This is a genomic window from Bacteroides sp. An322, assembly GCF_002161765.1.
Taxonomy (GTDB): domain Bacteria; phylum Bacteroidota; class Bacteroidia; order Bacteroidales; family Bacteroidaceae; genus Phocaeicola; species Phocaeicola merdavium.
Window position 1 is genome coordinate 1 of the sequence record NZ_NFIN01000038.1, and the last position, 20218, is coordinate 20218.

16 protein-coding genes are annotated in these 20218 nt (G+C 50.5%); 7 read left to right on the plus strand and 9 right to left on the minus strand.

Translation table 11 applies throughout. The features are described from left to right. From B5F91_RS15315 to B5F91_RS13780, 4 genes are all read left to right on the plus strand, one after another. A partial coding sequence (locus B5F91_RS15315; RefSeq protein ID WP_204244700.1) for a hypothetical protein occupies window positions 1-263 on the plus strand: 263 nt, incomplete at its 5' end. A gap of 481 nt (window positions 264-744) precedes the next feature. Beyond that, window positions 745-3141 carry an FtsX-like permease family protein gene (locus tag B5F91_RS13770; protein ID WP_087429638.1) on the plus strand — a complete coding sequence of 799 codons (2397 nt, stop codon included), beginning with the start codon at window positions 745-747 and terminating at the stop codon, window positions 3139-3141. Between the two features lie 165 nt (window positions 3142-3306). Continuing rightward, window positions 3307-3984 (plus strand): ABC transporter ATP-binding protein, encoded by a 678-nt coding sequence (locus tag B5F91_RS13775; protein WP_087429628.1) that lies wholly within the window; start codon window positions 3307-3309, stop codon window positions 3982-3984. A 127-nt stretch (window positions 3985-4111) separates the two neighbouring features. Then, window positions 4112-6496 carry an FtsX-like permease family protein gene (locus tag B5F91_RS13780; protein ID WP_087429629.1) on the plus strand — a complete coding sequence of 795 codons (2385 nt, stop codon included), beginning with the start codon at window positions 4112-4114 and terminating at the stop codon, window positions 6494-6496. Between the two features lie 7 nt (window positions 6497-6503). On the opposite strand, the gene B5F91_RS13785 is transcribed toward B5F91_RS13780, so the two are convergent. Continuing rightward, entirely contained in the window at window positions 6504-6851 is a 348-nt protein-coding gene (locus B5F91_RS13785; RefSeq protein WP_162611715.1) for a hypothetical protein, read from the minus strand. Window positions 6852-6984: 133 nt separating this feature from the next. Here B5F91_RS13785 and B5F91_RS13790 point away from each other — a divergent pair, with 133 nt between their 5' ends. The 3 genes from B5F91_RS13790 (at window position 6985) to B5F91_RS15485 (ending at window position 10750) form a co-directional block, all read left to right on the plus strand. Beyond that, on the plus strand, window positions 6985-9360 hold the full coding sequence (locus tag B5F91_RS13790) for an ABC transporter permease (protein WP_087429631.1): 2376 nt from the start codon (window positions 6985-6987) through the stop codon (window positions 9358-9360). 131 nt (window positions 9361-9491) lie between these two features. Next, complete coding sequence (locus tag B5F91_RS15480) at window positions 9492-10238, plus strand: hypothetical protein (protein WP_239416446.1); 747 nt, start codon at window positions 9492-9494, stop codon at window positions 10236-10238. Continuing rightward, the gene (locus tag B5F91_RS15485) at window positions 10235-10750 is read left to right on the plus strand and encodes a S41 family peptidase (RefSeq protein WP_239416447.1); all 516 of its coding nucleotides are present in this window, start codon (window positions 10235-10237) and stop codon (window positions 10748-10750) included. Before B5F91_RS15480 ends, B5F91_RS15485 begins: the two co-directional genes overlap by 4 nt. Before the next feature lie 95 nt (window positions 10751-10845). On the opposite strand, the gene araJ is transcribed toward B5F91_RS15485, so the two are convergent. The 8 genes from araJ to topA all read right to left on the minus strand — a co-directional run bounded on the left by araJ (window position 10846) and on the right by topA (window position 19960). Continuing rightward, window positions 10846-12021: an MFS transporter AraJ gene (gene araJ / locus B5F91_RS13800; protein ID WP_087429632.1), complete on the minus strand. Its 1176-nt coding sequence runs from the start codon at window positions 12019-12021 to the stop codon at window positions 10846-10848. 268 nt (window positions 12022-12289) lie between these two features. Further along, window positions 12290-12994, minus strand: a complete 705-nt coding sequence (locus tag B5F91_RS13805; RefSeq protein ID WP_087429639.1) for a YgjP-like metallopeptidase domain-containing protein — start codon at window positions 12992-12994, stop codon at window positions 12290-12292. A gap of 170 nt (window positions 12995-13164) precedes the next feature. Further along, complete coding sequence (locus tag B5F91_RS13810; RefSeq protein WP_087429633.1) at window positions 13165-13632, minus strand: hypothetical protein; 468 nt, start codon at window positions 13630-13632, stop codon at window positions 13165-13167. After that, entirely contained in the window at window positions 13622-14131 is a 510-nt protein-coding gene (locus tag B5F91_RS13815; RefSeq protein WP_087429634.1) for an RNA polymerase sigma factor, read from the minus strand. The genes B5F91_RS13810 and B5F91_RS13815 overlap by 11 nt, the downstream gene beginning before the upstream one ends. A gap of 64 nt (window positions 14132-14195) precedes the next feature. After that, a complete protein-coding gene (gene argB, locus B5F91_RS13820) occupies window positions 14196-14969 on the minus strand; it encodes an acetylglutamate kinase (protein ID WP_087429635.1) in 774 nt (257 codons plus the stop codon). Window positions 14970-15119: 150 nt separating this feature from the next. Beyond that, window positions 15120-17012 carry a biosynthetic arginine decarboxylase gene (gene speA, locus B5F91_RS13825; protein ID WP_087429636.1) on the minus strand — a complete coding sequence of 631 codons (1893 nt, stop codon included), beginning with the start codon at window positions 17010-17012 and terminating at the stop codon, window positions 15120-15122. A 78-nt stretch (window positions 17013-17090) separates the two neighbouring features. Beyond that, window positions 17091-17630 (minus strand): shikimate kinase, encoded by a 540-nt coding sequence (locus B5F91_RS13830; protein WP_087429640.1) that lies wholly within the window; start codon window positions 17628-17630, stop codon window positions 17091-17093. Next, window positions 17630-19960, minus strand: coding sequence for a type I DNA topoisomerase (gene topA, locus B5F91_RS13835; protein ID WP_087429637.1), 2331 nt, complete (start codon window positions 19958-19960; stop codon window positions 17630-17632). The genes B5F91_RS13830 and topA overlap by 1 nt, the downstream gene beginning before the upstream one ends. Between the last annotated feature and the right edge of the window lie 258 nt (window positions 19961-20218).

The following is a 20218-nucleotide window of genomic DNA, read 5'->3' on the forward strand; positions in this document are numbered from 1 at the left end:
TGAGGACGCTCGTCTTATTACTAAGACAAGCCGTTTTCCCGTTATACACTGCTTCTCTTGTCTATCCAAAACATTTCAAATATCTCATGCCCCCGAAGAAAGGGGAAACTACCTGCAAAGATAAGGAGGATTTTGCTCTTCTCCAAATTTTCGGCAAGGTTTTTTATCCGCCGCCCGGCTCGCCGCCGGGCTTCCTTTCCGAAAGCGGGTGCAAAAGTACGGCTTTTTTCCGTACACGCAAACTTATCACGCACTTTTTTTGATGTTTTTTTGAATTTATTTTTAAACGCATTGTAATACAGCCATTTACGGATGAATGATTTTTGATGAAAGGACTTAGATGCACTGAACCGTACACATTATTATATTATATACGCGGGAAGAAAAAAACAGCGCCTGATTTTTTTCACAAAAACCGACTATATATATGGCACAAAAAAGGAAGCAGGGTGAAAAGGCAATCCAAGCAGGATGAAATTGGAATCACATTAGGATGAAACTGGGTACGAAGACGGATGAGTTTGAACATGGAGTTTTATAAAGGACATTTCTTTACTTGAAAATACAATTTAAAGCAACTTCATTAATCATACAAAGTGTCTAATTTTTTGACACTCACTGTCTAATTTTTTGACACTTTACTAAATGTTAATTATTGTAACATATTGATTATCAGATAAAACTTCCTTTGGCACGATATTTGCTATGAAAAATATAAAAAGTAAGAAACAAATAACAACGAATATGAACCAAACGATTCTACGCAACCTGTTTTACACGCTGAAGCGGTTCCGCACGGCTTCATTCCTAAATTTATTAGGACTATCCGCCGCCTTTGCCGCCTTCATCGTAATTATGATGAAAACCCGTTATGAACAACAATTCGACACCTGCTATCCCGAACCCGAACGGCTGGCGGTGCTGAACCTTTCCATTGACGGGAAAGACAACGAGCTGGTGGTGGTGCCTCGCCCGTTTGTAGATGCTGCCATCCAAGAGACCACGGGAATCGAATGCGGCACCCTGCTTTCGATGCAATTCGGAAGTAATCTGGTATATACTGACCCGCACTATCCGAAATACATCAAGGAAAACGTTGCAGCTGTATATCCCGATTTTGCAAAGACTATCGGAATGACTTTCGTGGAAGGCAATGACGAAGGGCTGGACACCCCCAACGGAGCCATTATCTCGGAAAGCCAAGCCAAACGGCTTTTCCCTGACGGAAGTGCCATAGGTAAATACATCTATTTGGAAAGTCCACACCAAGCTACCGAGGAAACACAATTCAGAATTAGCGGAGTGTACAAGGAATTCCCGAAAAATGCCCAACTCACCAATGACATCTATTGTCGCATTGGAGAAAAATGGGACCTCAACCAATGGGGAAGCTGGAGCTATCTGGCTTTCGTCCGCCTGGAACCCGGAGTCACTTACGAAGAAGTCAACCGCCAATTGGTTCAGAACAAGATTATCAACGATAAGATGGAGAAGTCATCTGATTTCAAGGAAGTCAAGCCCATGGTTATTCCTATCCGAGATGTGTACTACCACACCAAGCCGTGGTTCTACTTCAAGACGGGCGACCTGCAGCACACGCGCCTGATGATTCTTATCGCCATACTGGTCATCGGCATCGCCGCCGTGAACCTTATCAACTTCACCACCGCCCTCACCCCGATGCGCATCCGCAGCATCAACACGCAAAAGGTATTGGGAAGCTCTGTCGGCTCGCTCCGCACGGGACTGGTGCTGGAAGCCGTGTGCACCGTGTTGCTGGGCTGGCTGATTGCGCTGGGCATCGTGGCTTGCCTCACGCAGACACAGGCACTTGACGCGTTGGATTTCAATCCCGCACTGAAAGACTATCTGCCCGTCATTTTCGGAAGCGTAGGCATCGCCCTACTGACGGGTGTACTTGCCGGACTTTATCCGGCATGGTACATGACCTCGTTCCCACCCGCACTGATGCTGAAAGGCAACTTCGCCCTGAGTGGAAAAGGAAAACGGCTCCGCACCGCACTAGTCAGCTTCCAGTATTTCATCTCGGCATGCCTCATCGTGTGCTCCACCTTCATCTTCTTGCAGAACGAATACCAGAAGAACATCCGCACCGGATTCGACCGCGACATGCTACTCATCGCCCAAATGCCTCAAAAACCTTTCCTGAGCCAGCCCTACAAGGCATTCGACCAGCAACTATTGGGCTATCCGGAGTTTGAAGGCGTGGCGTATGCCAACGATCGGATGGGAGGCGGAAACGTGTACAACATCCAGGGATTTACCATAGCCGAGCAACACGTACAGCCTTTCTATGTCCGCGTCTCTACCAACTTCCCGAAGGTGATGGGCATGAAGGTGACCGAAGGGCGCGACTTCCTGCCCGGCGACTCCGTAGGGCGGAACGTAAGGCACTATATCGCCACTAAAGAATTTAAGAAGATGTATAACCTGCCCACCGGACAGGAACTGAATGCCGACTGGATGGGGAAAGCCGAAATCACGGGCTACGTGGACAACGTGGCGTTCACCTCGAACCGCATCACCGCCTTTAGCGGAACGCCCTTCGTATTTACTCCTAATTTATACGATGATGACGTGCTTCCTTTCGGCTATATCCGTGTAAAAGCCGGAAGCGACCCTGCGCAAGCCCTGAGCCACGCCCGCGAAGCCTTCGAGAAGAGCTTCCCCGGCTATGCTGCCGAGATTGATTTCTTCGACAACGTATATAAGAAACTCTATACCGCCGAGACCAACCAGCAACAGGTAGTCATCGCCTTTAGCATATTAGCAATCATCATCTCGTTAGTAGGCGTATTTGGGCTGACTATCTTCGAAACGCAATACCGCCGCAAAGAAATCGGCGTGCGCAAAGTGTTCGGCGCCAGCACCCGGCAAATCCTTTGGCAGTTCAACCGCGCCAGCCTGAAAGTCGCTATCCTTTGCTCGGCAGTGGCGATGCCGGTTGCCTATTACGTAATGAACCGCTGGCTGGAGTCATTCACCCAGCGTGTGCCGCTCTCGGCGTGGGTGTTCGTCGCCGCCTGCCTGCTGATTATCCTGATGACCCTCGTCACCGTGACCGTGCAGAGTTACCGTGCAGCGAACAGCAACCCGATAGATTGCGTACGGGCAGAGTGACACCATTTTGAAACGCAGATTAACACAGATTTTCGCAGATTATCATTTTAGCATAATCGGGTGAAAACCTGAAAACCCTAAAATAGAATCCGCGCTAATCCGCGAAAATCTGCGTTTCAATAAGCAAACAAAAGAAATTATTAACCAATAAACACTTATACTATTATGATTAAGATTGAAAACCTTTGCAAGACATTCCGTACTACGGAAGTAGAAACCATCGCACTCAACAACGTCAGCTTCGAGATAGCCGACAAGGAATTTGTAGCCATTATGGGTCCCTCAGGATGCGGCAAGTCTACCCTGCTGAACATCATGGGACTGCTCGATAACCCGACTTCGGGTGATTATTACCTCGACACGAAGGAAGTGGGACACCTCAAGGAGAAAGACCGCACCAACGTGCGCAAGGGAAACATCGGCTTCGTGTTCCAAAGCTTCAACCTGATAGACGAACTGAACGTGGCGGAGAACGTGGAACTGCCCCTCACCTACCTGGGCGTACCGTCCGCCGAACGGAAGCAGCGCGTGGCGGACATCCTGAAACGGATGAACATCAGCCACCGCGCCAAGCACTATCCGCAACAGCTCTCCGGAGGTCAGCAACAACGTGTGGCAATCGCCCGTGCCGTGGTATCGAACCCCAAAATCATCCTTGCTGACGAGCCGACCGGTAACCTCGACTCGAAGAACGGACAAGAAGTAATGGAGCTGCTGACCGAACTGAACAAGGAAGGCACGACCATCGTGATGGTGACACACAGCCAGCGCGACGCCGGATATGCCGGACGCATCATCAACCTGTTCGACGGGCAGATTGTGGCTTCCATTGCCGAAATGTAGTTTCCTCTTTATTTTCACCACAGATTACACAGATTTATAAAATTATTATTCGCCAAAGACACGAAGAAATAAATGATAAAATCTGTGTAATCTGTGGTGAGAATCCTAAACACCCACTCAAGCACTTATGAACTATACGATATTACGAAACCTGTTTTATACGCTGAAGCGTTTCCGCACGGCTTCCGTGCTCAACCTCTTCGGGCTTTCGTTCGCCTTTGCCGCCTTTATCGTGATTATGATGAAGGTGAACTACGAACGCGGTTTTGACTCCTGCTACCCAGAGCCCGAACGATTGGTGATGCTCAACCTGGGCGACCCCGATAACCATACCATGGGCTATCTGCCGCGCGGACCCATCGACTACTTAATGGAACAAGTACCCGGCTTCGAGTACGGTACCATCTATGCGCCGGCATGGGGGAAGACTGCCCTCTACACCGACCCCAAGAACCCGCAATACTTCTACGAAACACCCTGGGCGGTATCGCCCGGCTTCGCCAAGGTGGTAGGGCTGAAGTTCATTGCCGGAAGCGATGCCGAAATGGGGCAGCCCGAAAGCATCATCGTCTCCGAGAGTTATGCCCGCAAGCTGTTCCCCGACGGCAACGCCTTGGGAGCATACCTCTACATCGAAGGAAGCAACTTCCTGACGCCCGACGCCACCAAGTACCGGATATGCGGCATCTACGAAGACCTGCCCGAGAACTGCCAGTTCAAGAACGACCTCTTCGTGACCATGGGCGAACGGGTGCAGAAGGACGACTGGGGAAGCCAGAACTACTTCGCCTTCTTCCGCCTGAAACCCGGCGTAAGCGTAGAAGAAGCCAACCGCCAGATAGCCGCCACCCGAGCCATCGACCGGATGAACGTGGACAAGGACGACAAGACCGCCCTCTACGTCTTCCCCATCCGCGACTTCTACTACACGATGCACTCGCCCTATTACCTGAAGACCGGAAGCCGCAGCACCACTGCCCTGCTCGTGGTCATCGGGATGCTCATCATCGCCATTGCCTGCATCAACCTGGTCAACTTCAGCACCGCCCTCGCCCCGATGCGGATGCGCAGCATCAACACCCAGAAAGTACTGGGCAGCACCAACGGCGAACTGCGCCGCGCCCTCACCCTCGAATCGGTATGCACCGTCCTTGTAGGTTGGCTGATTGCACTGGGCATCACGGCGGCACTCATCCGCCTGAACGTGCTTTCGTTCATGGGCTTCACGCCCTCGCTCCTCACCTACTGGCAATATGTGGCGAGTACGGGAATGATAGCCCTCGCCGTGGGCATCATCGCAGGACTGTATCCGGCATGGTATATGACCTCCTTCCCGCCCGCACTGGTGCTGAAGGGCAACTACGCCCTGAGCGGCAAGGGAAAGCGGCTGCGCACCCTGCTCATCGGATTCCAGTACGTGGTGTCGTTCGCCCTCATCGTGTCGGCGGCGTTTATCTTCCTGCAAAACCGCTACATGCGCAACCGTGCCTTGGGCTTCGACCGCGACCAGCTGCTCGTAGCAAGCCTGCCTGAAATGCCCTACCAGAGCAGCCCCTACCATAGCTTCGAGGCGAAGCTGAAAAGCTATGCCGAGATAGCCGACGTGGCGTTCGCCAAGTGGGAATTAGGCGCAAACGAAGGATATACCAGCTACGCGTTCGACTACAAAGGCGAACGGTACTACCACTTCTTCATCGAGGTGAGCACCAATTTCCCCGATGTAATGGGGATGAAGCTCACGTCGGGCACCGGATTCCTGCCTTCCGACTCTATCAGCAAAGAGACGTTGGTATGCATCGCCACCGAAGACTTGCAGCGGCAGACGGGCATTGAGCCAGGTGAAATGGCAGATTTCATCTGGGGCATCAAGACACGCATCAAGGGCTTCGTGCAAAACACCCAGTTCACCTCGTTCAAGACCAACGCGTTGCCCTACGTGTTCTGCCCCAACGCCAAGTACACCAACGGCCAGCTGCCCTACGCCTACATCCGCGTGAGGGCTGGCAGCGATATGGACACCGCCTTGCGCCACATCCGCCAGACCGCCGAGGAATGCTTCACCGGCTATCCCGTCGACGTGAAGTTCTACGACCAGGTCTACGCCTCGCTCTACCAGCGGGAGGCGGACCAGCAACAGATGATTACCCTGTTCAGCCTGCTTGCTATCGTGATTTCATTAGTAGGCGTGTTCGGGCTGGTCATCTTCGAGGCGGAACACCGCCGCAAGGAAATCGGCATCCGCAAGGTGTATGGCGCATCGACGGGAGAGATATTGTGGATGTTCGGCAAGTCGTACCTCGCCCTGTGCCTGGTGAGTTCCGCGATTGCCGCCCCCGTGGCGTGGTATGCCGTGACGCGGTGGCTGGAGCAGTTCAGCCAGCGCGTGCCCCTCAGCCCGTGGGTGTTCGTCGGGGCGTGCGCCGTCATCTGCCTCATCACCGAGCTGACGATTACGGTGCAGAACTACCGAGCCGCCACGGCGAACCCGGTGGACAGCCTGAAGACGGAGTGAAGCCCCCTCAACTCCCCCCGAGGGGGAGCTTAGCGGTTGAGCGATGCATCAATGCACCGGTACGGCACGAAAAAGATACGCGTCTTTGAGGCAATGCACCGGTACGGCACGAGAAAGATACACGTCTTTGGGGCAATGCACCGGTACGGCACGAGAAAGATACGCATCTTTGGGGCAATGCACCGGTACGGCACGAAAAAGATGCACGTCTTTGAGGCAATGCACCGGTACGGCACGAAAAAGATGCGCGTCTTTGGGGCAAACGACCGGTACGGCACGAAAAAAATAGTTGAATATCCGCAAACACCTCTTGTAGGGGCGTATCGCATACGCCCGAATGCGCCAACTTATCCACGTGGATGTGTTTAGGGCGTATGCGATACGCCCCTACAAGGCAATGAGGTAAAATACGGATATTCAATGAACCAAATCGTAAATCGTAAATAGTAAATTGTAAATTGTAAATAACTAAATAGTACATAAACCAGATGAAAAGAGCATTCAACAACCTGTTCCGACGGGGCGAAGCGAACCCCATTAAGATTCTCTGCCTCGGCGTCGGCCTCGCCATCGGGCTGACCATGCTTGCCGAAGTCATCTTCGAGCAGAGCTACGACAACTTTCTGCCCCGGCTGGAAGACACGTACCGCATCACCGAGCAATACAAATCGTCGCAAGAAGACACGTGGCGTCCCTATACACAAACACCGGGAGCCACCGCTCCGGGCGTGAAACGGTATTGCCCCGAAGTGGAAGCCGCCACACGCTTCACGTGGCTGGAAAGCGGTATGCACCTCGTGGCGGAAGACCAGCGGGAAGTGACCGCCAACGCCCTCCTGTGCGACAGTTCGTTCTTCGAAGTCTTCCCCCGACGCATCCTGATAGGCGAGAATCCGCATACGGGGCTGGAGAAAGAGAACAACGCCTACATCTCGTCGCGCCTTGCCGAAACGCTGGGCACCGACATCGTGGGACACACGCTGACATGGAAAGAATATCCCGACTTCAAGCTGAACATCGTCGGCATCTTCGAGGAGTTTCCGGAAAACACTCACCTGCCCCGTATTGACGTAGCGGTGGCATTGCCCACCATCGGACAAGTGCGCTATGACGGGCGAAACAACTGGCTGGGGAACGACAGCTACAAGAGCTACATCCGACTCTATCCCGGCACGAAGCCCGACCAGCTGACGGACAACGTGAAACGGATGCTGGAGACCAACCTGCCGATGGAAGACCTGAGGAAAAACGGAGCGGATTATGACATCGGTTTCCAGCCCGTCGGCGAAATCTTTTCCTCATCGGATTACAACCGCATCATGAATATCGTCTTCCTCGCCTTCGCCATACTGATGCTGGCGGTAGCGGTATTGAACTACATCCTGCTGGTCATCTCGGGCATGGTGAACCGCGCCAAGAGCATCGCCACTTACCGCTGCTATGGGGCAGGAAGCGGCGACATCTACCGCATGGTGCTCAGCGAATCGGCATTGCACGGGTTGTTGAGCCTCGCCCTGGCGGTGCTGATTATCTTCGGGATTCAGGACGTGGTGCAGGAACAAATCGGGCACAGCCTCCGCTCGCTCTTCCCGCCCTCTACGATAGCCGTATGTGTGGCGGTGACTGCCTTCATCGTCCTCCTCTGCGGCGTGATGCCCGGCTACCTGTACACACGCATTCCCGTCACCTACGCCTACCGCCGCTACACCGAGAGCAAACGACACTGGAAGCTGGGGCTGCTCTTCGTGCAGTTCCTCCTCACCACGTTCTTCGTGGCGATACTGGCGGTCATCAGCCTGCAATACCGTGCGCTGACCCATTACGACCCGGGCTTCGAATACAAGGATATGCTTTACGTACCACTTGCCGGCATCACACAGACCGAACAGCAGCGTTGCGTGCAGGAACTGAAAAAGTTGCCCGAAGTGGCGGGCGTGACGTGGGGGTATCAGCTGCCGTCCGAACATTGCAGCGGAAACAATGTATATAACCCTGAGACGGGACAAGAGTATATGAACATCGCCGATATGTACCTCGTGGGCGACGATTACCACAAGGCGTTCGGCATCCCCGTCATCGAAGGCAGCACCTTCACGCCTCACCTGAGCGACACCGTGGCACGTCAGGTGATGGTCAGCCGCAAGTTTGTGGAACGGATGCGCGAACTGGCGGGCTGGACAGGTTCTCCCATCGGCAAGACGGTGAACATCACCGAGCACGAAGGTCCGCTCACCGTCTGCGGCGTGTACGAAGAAATTCATTTCGGCTCGCAGATAGCCGAAGATGCCGACGAACGTCCCTCGGTGATGTTCTACGCTCCGGTGCCCTACTCTACCAATCTCTTTATCCGCCTGCGCCAACTCTCACCCGAAGGGATGAAAGCCGTGCAAAAAGTGGTGGAGGAAACGATGCCCAGCCAGGAGAAGCACGCCTATAGCCTGGCACTGGAAATGAACGCCCTCTACGACGGCATCCTGCACGTGCGCAACAGCATCCTCTTCACCGGCGCGTGCATCCTGCTCATCGCGCTCATCGGGCTTATCGCCTACATCCGCGACGAAATCAGCCGCCGCCACGCCGAGATAGCCATCCGCATCATCCACGGAGCCACGGTGGGCAGCGTGCAACGCCTCTTCCTCGCCGGCCTGCTGAAGATAGCCCTTCCAGCCGCCCTCATCGGCGCACTCGTGGCATGGCGTGTCAGCATCGCCCTGCTCCAGCTGTTTGCCGTCAAGATAGAACTGACGTGGTGGCTCTTCGCCGCCTGCGCCCTCGTAGTGCTCCTCATCGTATGGGCACTCTCCGCCCTCCTCGTACTGAAAGCCGCCCGGATGAATCCTACGGAAAATCTGAGGACGGAGTAAATGTTATTTTAATCACCACAGATTACACGGATTATTAAAATAAAAACACAGAGACACGAAAGCACAGAGAATAATCAAAATAGAACTCTGTGCCTTCTGTGGTATCTGTATTCCAAAAACCATAAACCTGTATGAACAGATACATCAAAATAACCTTGAAAGTCCTTGCCTGCCTTATCCTGCTCGCTATCTTGGGAATAGGCGGGCTGGTTGTCTACGCCAAGTATTTCTACAACCAAGACATAGACATCACACAATATTATGCGGATGAATTGCCTATAAAGCAAGAAGCATTCGAGAAAGAGTTCGAGGAAATCCACCAGACTACATTGGAAAACTACTCGTTATACGCATCGAAACGCTTGAATATGGACAGCCTGCATCACGCCTTTCAGCAACGGGTAAGTCAAGCCGATAATCCCGTAGCATTCGGAAACCTGCTGAAAGAATATGTCGCGGCACTCCATGCCGGTCATGCATCAGTTTATCTAAAAGACTATACGGCTGATTATGCTCCTTCCTACATCGAAGGACGGGTATTTATCGACCGCCCGAATGAGTATCTCACCGCAAACGGCTTCGCCGATAAAGATGAAATCATTGCCATAAACGGTGTCCTTGTTCCGCAATGGATTACCGACAATGAAAAATACACGCCGGCATCTACCGAAGAATGCCGGAGGCTGATGACCGCACGAAAAGCCTTCCGCTCGTGGAGCGACACGGCAGCTGTATATCGGATAGTACGGAAACAAGATACGCTGGACTTGAAGCTCGCTTTGAAGAAAGAAACATTCTTCCCGAAAAAAGAACAGCCGAACACAGTAGAATGGAAGGTGCTGCAAGACAGCATCGGCTATATCAACATCCGGCGATGATGAATCCCGTGACCGAAGAGTTCGATAAAGCCTACCAGCAACTTAAAACATTGCCTTATCTGATTATCGATGTCCGGAACAACGGAGGAGGAAATAGCGGAAACGGCAAAAAGCTCTGCGAATACCTCGTGCGCAAGCCTCAACCTCATTGTGTATCTCCTAACTCGGAAATCACACCACACCCGGATGCCTATCAAGGGAAACTGTTTCTGCTGACCAGCACGTATACTTTCTCGGCCGCCGAAAGCTTTACACTCGACCTCAAAGAAAGCGGCAATGCCATGCTGGTGGGCGAACCAACCGGAGGAGATACCGGAAACCGTCCTCAGACATTCGAGACTTCAGGCGGCATCTTCTTCCGCTTGCCCACACGGAAACCTTCCTTCTCTCCCCAAGGCTTCCCGATGGAAGGGAAAGGAATCCCGCCCCATTACGAAGCACACCAAACCGTAGCGGACTTTATGAAAAACCGAGATACGGTATTGGAAACCGCCCTGCAACTGATTAATTGATAAACACAGAGGCACGGAGACACAGAGAAACAATTAAAAAACTCTGTGCCTCCGTGTCTTTCCGTCTACCGTTATTAACTATTAATTATTCCTTATTAATTATTTAAATCTGTGTAATCTGTGGTGAGTTTTTTATCCCGCTTCACGTAAATCGAAACACAAATAAGTCCTAACGCCACGATGAATACACCTACTAAGGCGGGATAACGGTAACCCATACCGGCATCTATCGGCAATCCACCCAAGTACGCCCCTACGGCATTACCCAAATTGAACGCTATTTGCACGCACGCCGCACCCATCATTTCCGAACCGCGCGAGTTCTGCAAGAGCAACAACTGCTGGGGAGGAGAAACCGCAAAGAGGCATGCCGTGCCGATGAACATCAGGATAACCGACAGATACGGGTTCTTGGCGAAGAAGAAGATGCCCAGCAAGGAAAGAATCATCAGCACTTGCGTGGTGCGGATAACGGGAGCCAGCCCATACAGGTCGCCGCACTTGCCTCCCACCAAGTTACCTATCGTCATCCCTAAGCCAGCCAGCATCATGATGCCCGTCATTGCGTGAGGCGAGAAGCCCGCTTCGTGAATCATTTGGGGAGTGACATAACTGAACCAGCAGAAGATGCCTCCATTACCGAACATCGTGGTCAGGATAATCAACCACGGAGCCAACCGTTTCAGGAAACGGAACTGGCCTTTCAACCCCACATCGGGCAAAGCGGGCATATACGGAATCCACCGCCAAATGAGGTAGAATATCAAGACTCCCCAAAGGGTATTGAACACAAAGGGGAAACGCCACGAAACCAAGTTGCTCAGCATCGTGCCGAAAGGCACACCAAACAGATTGGCAATGGTCATTCCCGCTATCATCAGCGACACCGCCTGCGAAGCCTTCCCTTTCTCTGCCACCCGTTCCGCCACAATGGAACCTACGCCGAAGAATGCCCCGTGAGGCAATCCCGACACGAAGCGCATCAAGAGCAGCATCCAATAATTGACCGACATCGAGGCGAACAAGTTCCCTACGATGTAAATCATCGCCAATCCCAACAGGATTTGTTTCAACGGGCGGGTGCGTGCCACCACCACGGTCAACGGCGCACCGACACATACGCCGATAGCATACGCCGAAATAAAATGTCCCGCCTGAGGGATACTGATACCTAAATCATGAGCCACATTGGGCAGAATACCCATCATTACAAATTCGGCGATGCCCAGACCCAAGGTGCCGGACGCCAACGCCAACAAACTTTTCTTCATTGCTGATTATCCTGATTATGTTTCTTTCACCACAGATTACACGGATTTTAATTAATAATTAAAAGTGAAAAGTGAATAATGAACAACGGAAAGCGTATCCGTCTGCCGTTATTAACTATTAATTGTTCCTTATTAATTATTTAAATCTGTGTAATCTTGCGTTTCAAGTCTTCAACGAAAACGGCTGCAAAGGTAAAGGAAATCCGTTAAATATAGACACGCTTGTAAACGAAGCATACGCATTTTTTGACATACATCAACCGTGATGTCAAAATACCGGACGATAAGCACGCAACTCCTTGCGCAACGCCAACGCTTTCCCCTCCGTCATACGGTTAAGCAACTCCCAAAAGCGAGGACCGTGATTCATCTCCCGCGTATGAGCCAACTCGTGCAAAATAACGTAATCCATCAGATGTGCGGGAAGCAGCATCAGGTAATACGACAAGCTGATGTTCCGTTCCGATGAACAGCTTCCCCACCGGGAACGTGCCTTCGTGATTTTGACCAGACGGAACGACAAGCCGTACCGCTCCGCTAAACATGCCACTAAGGGAGGCAGATACTCTTCCGCCTTTTTCTTCAAAGCACGGGCTACGGCATTCCGCACCAACATCTGCACCCGCTTGTCCGAAAAGTCAGTTTCTTCGGGGCAACATATCTTCACCCCTTCTTCCGTAGGACGTATAGTAAAATGCTTCAGCTTGCTCGGTTCCAGCCACAAGCGGAAACATTCTCCTTCCAATGTATAATCCCACCCGAAAGGCTTGGGCGACACATCCGACTTCAACTTCAGCAACCGTTCACGGAAAGGGGCAATCACCTCCAGCAATGCCTTCACGCTGCGGTAAGGCGGCGTAGTGACGTGCAGCCCGTCTTCTTTGAGCCGCATCGTCACATTACGTACCGTCCGGCGCGTCACGATAAACACCTGACCGAAATCCGAATCGTATATAATCTGTTTCTTTGCTATCATAACGGAGGCGAAATTACAAAAAAAGAAGGAAGAATCACTGCTCACGCGGTAATTCTTCCTCCAATATTGAGTTAGTAATTTTAATTTGAGAGAATTGAAACTTCACAGCCTCATCAATGATTTTTCTAATAAGCACTAACTAATATATTTAAAAGCAAATGAAAATGTCATTGTTTGTTTATCATGTCCTTTTCCGGCACATTCTTTATAGGCGTTTTTAGCGAATCGGCTTTATACGCCACCTGCGGGTCTTGACGCTCGTGTTCAAACTGGTCGTACACGTAAACGATGCCGCCCCGCTCACCGTTCATCGAATGCTTCACTACCCCACCTATCGTAAAGAGAAAAGCCATTACAGCCGCCGCCTTGAACAAGGGCATCATCCGCATGCGCCACGTCAAGCGTTTTGCCTTCACCACCGGACGTTCGATTTCGGCAAGCACACGCTCATCGAAATCTTCTCCTAACTTCGGCATCCTTGCGGCATCCTGATAAGCAAATAAGGATTGAAAGCGCGACAGATGGGCGGGCACTTCTTTCTGGCGGAAGAAGCAGCGCAGGATTTGTTCCTCTTCGAGCGAAGTCTCGCAATCCCAATACTTATCCAATAGCTGTTCGATGTACTTATAATCCATAATTGTTTATCTCGTTATATTTTGCCTTTATCCGTTGCCTTGCCCTGAACAAGTTGACCTTTACTTGTTCTTCGGTCAGTTCCAATATCTCGGCAATCTCTTTATAACTCTTGCCTTCGATATCGCGAAGCTGAATAATGGAACGTTGTTTCTCGGGAAGCCCGTTTATCAACTGATGCACGATTGATACTTGTTCGTCCTGTTCCATTTGCCTGTCGGGCACCAATGCATCGGGCATTTCCTGCGTTTCGGGTGTCAGCTCCACATTTTGAGCTTCCTTCTTTTGGCTCCGGTCTATCGCCAAATTGCGTGTTACCGTCAAGCAATAAGCCTCCACCGAATCCATCCGGTTCCATTCGTCCCGCTTGTCCCATACCCGAATCAGCGTATCTTGAACAATATCCTCCGCTTCCGCACGGTCGAGCGTGATGCGGAGCGCCAGCCTGAAAAGCTTATCTTTCAAGGGCAAAATATCGTCTCGAAAACTGATTTCTTGCATTGCTTTCTATAGGAATGACGGATGAGTAGCACAAAAGTTACACTCATCCGCTATTTTTTTTGAATTATTTTTTGATTACCGTACCCGCATCTTTGCCAATGGCTGATGCTGAGGTGATTATGACTTGGCTTACTCCGGCATCAATTGCAGAAAAAGAATTTTCCAGCTTCGGAATCATGCCTTCCTTGATAATGCCTTCCGCCACATATTGTTCGAACAAGCCGGGCGTAAGCACAGGGATAACGCTCTCCTCGTTATCTTCCTCGCTCAATACGCCTTTCTTCTCGAAGCAAAAGACCAAAGTCACGTCAAACAAGCGAGCCAACGCTTTGGCGGTCTCGCCCGCAATGGTATCGGCATTGGTATTAAGGATATGCCCTTGCCCGTCGTGGGTAAGCGGAGCCATCACCGGAACCACTCCTCTTCGGATAAGAGCAGCCAACGCATCGGCATCCACCCGCTCTACATCTCCCACAAAACCATAGTCGATGTCTTTTACAGGACGTTTCACCGAACGGATGACATCCATATCGGCACCGGTCAATCCGATGGCATTCACGCCTTTCGCCTGAAGGCCTGCCACGATGTTCTTGTTCACCAGCCCGCCATACACCATAGTCACCACTTTCAGGGTCTCGGCATCGGTAATGCGGCGTCCGTTCACCATCTGGCTTTCGATGCCTAACTGGGCGGCGATACGAGTGGCGGAGCGTCCGCCTCCATGAACCAGCAGCTTGTTGCCGGACAATGCGGAAAAGTCGCTCAAAAGCCGGTCGAGTGTATCGGCTTCTTCTACAATCTTCCCTCCTACTTTGATAATAGTCAGTTTTTCTTTCATTTGCTTTATATTTATTTTTAAACGCAGAGACGCAAAGGCGCAGAGAATTTTTTTAGAGAAGGCAAAGGATACGGAACCAATGTCTCTCTGTGCACTCAGCTGTCTCTAAATAAAAACTTTGCGTTTTTGCGCCTCTGCGTTTGATAAAAATCATTCTAAGTAAGTATATCCATACAAGCCCGAACGGTAGTTGGCAAGAAACTCTTTGCCTTCTTCCAGCGAGATTTTGCCCTCTTTTACCGACTTGGTCACCCATGTTTCAAGCGTGCGCACCAACTTTTTCGGGTTGTATTGCACGTAATCAAGCACTTCGGCTACGGTTTCTCCGTCAATCACCTGATCGATGGTATATCCTTTTTCATTCACGCTGACATGCACCGCGTTCGTGTCTCCGAACAGATTGTGCATATCACCCAAGATTTCCTGGTAAGCCCCTACCAAGAATACGCCTATATAATAAGATTCTTTCGACTTAATGGAATGCACCGGCAAATCGTGCGCCACATTGCGCGAAGTCACGAAGTTGGCAATCTTCCCGTCCGAATCACACGTGATGTCTTGCAAAGTAGCCGTGCGGTCGGGACGTTCGTCCAAACGCTGGATAGGCATAATGGGGAATATCTGGTCTATCGCCCACGAGTCGGGAAGCGACTGGAAAAGCGAGAAATTGCAGAAATACTTGTCGGCAAGCAATTTATCGAGGTTGCGGAACTCGTCTGGAGCATGTTTCAAGCCCGACGCTATCTGGTTGATTTCACGGGTCACCGACCAATACATGCGTTCTATCTGAGCGCGTGTCTTCAAGTCTACAATGCCGTGGCTGAACAAGTCGAGGCTTTCCTCGCGTATCTGTTGCGCGTCGTGCCATGCCTCCAACATCCGGCTTTGGCTCAGGTTGTCCCAGATGTCATACAATTCATGTACCAGCTCATGGTCTTCGGGACCGACTTCAAACTCTTCGTCCATGGCGGGGAGCGAAGCCGTTTCGAGCACTTCGAACACCAATACCGAATGGTGTGCCGTAAGCGAGCGTCCGCTTTCCGTAATAATGTTGGGATGCGGAATGCCATTCTTGTTGCTGGTGTCTACCATAATGGAAATGGAGTCGTTGACGTATTCCTGGATAGAATAATTGACGCTGCTCTCGCTATTCGACGAGCGTGTGCCGTCATAGTCCACGCCCAAGCCTCCGCCTATGTCGACAAACTCCACGGGGAACCCCATTTTATAGAGCTGCACGTAGAATTGCGAGGCTTCGCGCAAAGCGGTCTTGATGCGGCGTATCTTGGTCACCTGGCTTCCGATATGGAAATGAATCAGCTTCAGGCAATCCTCCATTTTCTTTTCCTTGATGAAGTCGAGCGCTTCGAGCAGCTCGCTGGAAGTCAGCCCGAACTTGCTGGCATCGCCTCCGCTCTCTTCCCACTTGCCGCTTCCCGAAGAAGCCAGCTTGATGCGGATGCCGATGTTGGGGCGCACATTGAGTTGCTTGGCTATCTTGGCTATCAGGCGAAGCTCGTTCTGCTTCTCCACCACCAAGAAAATGCGCTTGCCCATCTTTTGCGCCAGCAAAGCCAGTTCGATGTAACTCTCATCCTTATATCCGTTGCAGATAATCAGCGAATCGGAGTCGGTATTAATGGCAATCACGGCATGGAGTTCGGGTTTCGACCCCGCTTCCAAACCCAAATTAAACTTCTTCCCGTGGCTGATAATCTCTTCTACCACCGGACGCATCTGGTTTACCTTGATGGGATAGATGATGAAGTTCTGGGCATCATAACCGTATTCCTTTGCCGCCTGCTGAAAGCAATTGGAGATTTTCTCGATACGGTTGTCCAAAATATCGGGGAAACGCACCAACATAGGAGCCGTTACATCCCGAAGCTGCAACTCATCGACCAATTCTTTCAAATCGACCTCCACACCATCCTTTCGCGGAGTCACCACTACATGACCTTTGTCATTGATACCAAAGTACGAAACACCCCACCCCGTAATGTTGTAGAGTTCTTCTGAGTCTTCAATACGCCATTTTCTCATTTCACAACATAAAATCTTCGTTTATAAATCTGTTTTTGTCCATCTATAGTAAGGAGTTATTTCAGGGAGTTATGCCCTCTAACTCCTTTTATCTGTTTCCAATAAGGTTTTCAATTGTTCTACCGACCCGCTTATCTGCTCACGGCTCTCCAAATAATCGGACGGGAACCAATGTTTGGCTTTTCCATAAAAGCCCATACGGCTTGCCAGCCCGTTCCGAATCACCTCAGCCAGCTCTTCATCGGTCTTATCCGCCAACAAGGGGCGTTTGGCTTTCGCCACCTTCAGCCTGCGGAATAAGGCTTCAAACGAGGCGTTGAGGAATACGGTTTCGCCCGTCCGGTTCATATACTCCATGTTATCAAAAAAACAAGGCGTACCGCCTCCCGCCGCTATCACCACATTCTCAAACTCGCCCACTTCGTGCAACATGTTCCGCTCCACTTCCCGGAACCCGTCTTCACCCCGTTCGGCAAACAAGTCTTTTATGGTCTTATGCATCCGCTCTTCGATATACCAATCCAAATCGATGAACTGCAAATGCATAGCCTGGGCAAACGCTTTCCCCAAGGTCGTTTTGCCCGAGCCCATATAGCCAATCAGATATACCCGTTCCATCATTTCCGTTTAGAAGAATTACGGATCTTGCGGGTCTCCGCTTTTTCCTTTTGCAACTCAATGACCTTGAAACAAGCGTCCAATGTCAAGCTAGCGGCATCTATTGTTTCCGGTATCTTATAATTCTTCTTTTCATACGAAATATAAGGCCCGTATTTCCCATTCAATACTTGTAAATCCGGGTTTTCATCAAAAGTCTTGATTACCCGTTTGGCTGCTGCATCCTGTTTTTCGCGAATCAGTTTTTCTGCATCCGCCAAAGTCATTGTAACCGGGTCTATATCTTTGGGAACTGACACGAACATCTTATCATAACGCACATAAGGCCCGAAACGCCCTGAGCCGACCGACACCGTCTGCCCGCCTATTTCACCCAATGTACGAGGCAATTTAAACAAGCTTAACGCTTCATCCAACGTTATCGTTTCCAAAGAATATTCTTTCTGCAACTGGGCAAAACGAGGCTTTTCTTCCTCTTCTACCGTACCGATTTGAACTACCGGACCATACTTCCCAATCTTTACCGATACTTGCCTTCCGCTTTCCGGGTCTGTACCCAAAATACGTTCGCCTACCCGATGTTCCGACCGGCTTGCCATGGTTTCTTCTACCAAGGGATGAAAACCTTCATAGAAATGTTCCATGACATCGGTCCACTTTTTCTCACCCTCGGCTATCTCATCGAATTGCTTTTCAACATTTGCCGTAAAGTTATAATCCATGATTTGAGGGAAATATTCTTTCAAAAAGTCATTGACGACAATCCCCACATCGGTAGGAAGGAGCTTCGACTTTTCACTTCCGGTCAGTTCTGTCTTTGTGCTTTCCGCTATCTTTCCGTCCTTCAAAGACAATATCTGATAAGAACGTTTCACCCCTTCCCGATTGCCTTTCTCGACATAGCCGCGTTGCTGAATCGTAGAGATTGTAGGAGCGTATGTAGAAGGACGCCCGATGCCCAATTCTTCCAGTTTACGCACCAGGCTGGCTTCCGTGTAGCGGAAAGGAGCTTGGGTGAAACGCTCTATCGCTAACATTTCCTTATACGTCAACGCCTGGCCGATCTCTAATGCGGAAGGCAAACGTGTTTCGCCCTCCGGTTCCGTCTCCTCATCATACGATTCTTTATAGACACGCAAGAAACCGTCGAAGATAATGACTTCGCCTACCGCTACGAACATATCGTCCATCCCGCTTACCGAAATGGAAACGGTAGTCTTTTCCAATTCGGCATCAGCCATTTGTGAAGCCAGCGTACGTTTCCATATCAATTCATACAAACGTCTTTCCTGAGCGGTCCCTTCTATCGTCTCGTTCGCCATATAAGTCGGACGGATGGCTTCGTGCGCCTCTTGCGCCCCCTTGGTTTTCGTCGTATAGTGACGAATCTGTACATATTTCTCGCCCATACGCGAAACAATCGCATCACGGCTTGCCTCTAAAGCCAAGTCCGAGAGATTCACCGAGTCGGTACGCATATAGGTAATCAATCCGTTCTCATACAGAAGCTGGGCAATTCTCATGGTTTGTGCCACCGTAAATCCTAACTTACGTGCCGCCTCTTGCTGCAAAGTGGAAGTCGTAAACGGAGCCGCTGGAGACTTCTTCATCGGCTTTGTCGTAATGTCCTCAATCTTGAAGCTCGCTTTCTTGCATTTCTCCAAGAAAGCCTCTGCCTCTTCTTTGGTTTTGAAACGCCGTCCCAATTCAGCCCGAATCTCTTCGCCTTTCGCATTCGAAAATATAGCCGTCACCTTATACGAAGCCTCACTTACGAATGCATGTACTTCACGCTCACGCTCCACTATCAAGCGGACAGCCACCGACTGCACACGCCCAGCCGAGAGAGAGCGCTTGATTTTCTTCCACAAGATAGGTGAAAGTTCGAAACCGACAATACGGTCAAGCACCCGGCGTGCCTGCTGGGCATTCACCAAATCAATATTGATGCTACGCGGATGTTTGATAGCATTCAATATTGCCGTTTTCGTAATTTCATGGAACACAATCCGTTTCGCCTTATCCGGTTCCAACTGAAGCACTTCATACAAATGCCACGATATGGCTTCCCCTTCACGGTCCTCATCGGATGCCAGCCATACCATATCGGCTTTCTTTGCCTCTTTTTTCAAATCACCGACTAATTTCCGTTTATCTTCCGGTATCTCATAAATCGGAGCGAAATGATTTTTTACATCAATACTGAACGATTTTTCCTTCAAATCGCGGATATGTCCGTAACTTGAAAGTACCTTGTAACCGTCACCCAAGAACTTCTCGATTGTCTTAGCCTTAGCCGGAGACTCCACTATAACCAGATTATTCTGCATGATTCCGTATCCCAATTAATGTTTTCTTGGGGGCAAATGTATGAAAAAAAACGTCAAGTCACACCATAATAAATGGAAAATTGAAAATTACGGAAATTGAAAATGGAAAACTTTGATAGTTAATACTGAATAATGAACAATTAATAACAGAAAGTGTTTCCACCAGCCGCTATTAACTGTTCATTATTAATTATTCATTGCCTTACATGCAGCTGGTTACTCCCAGCGATGTCCCGATAGCGGTCAGAATCGTAATCA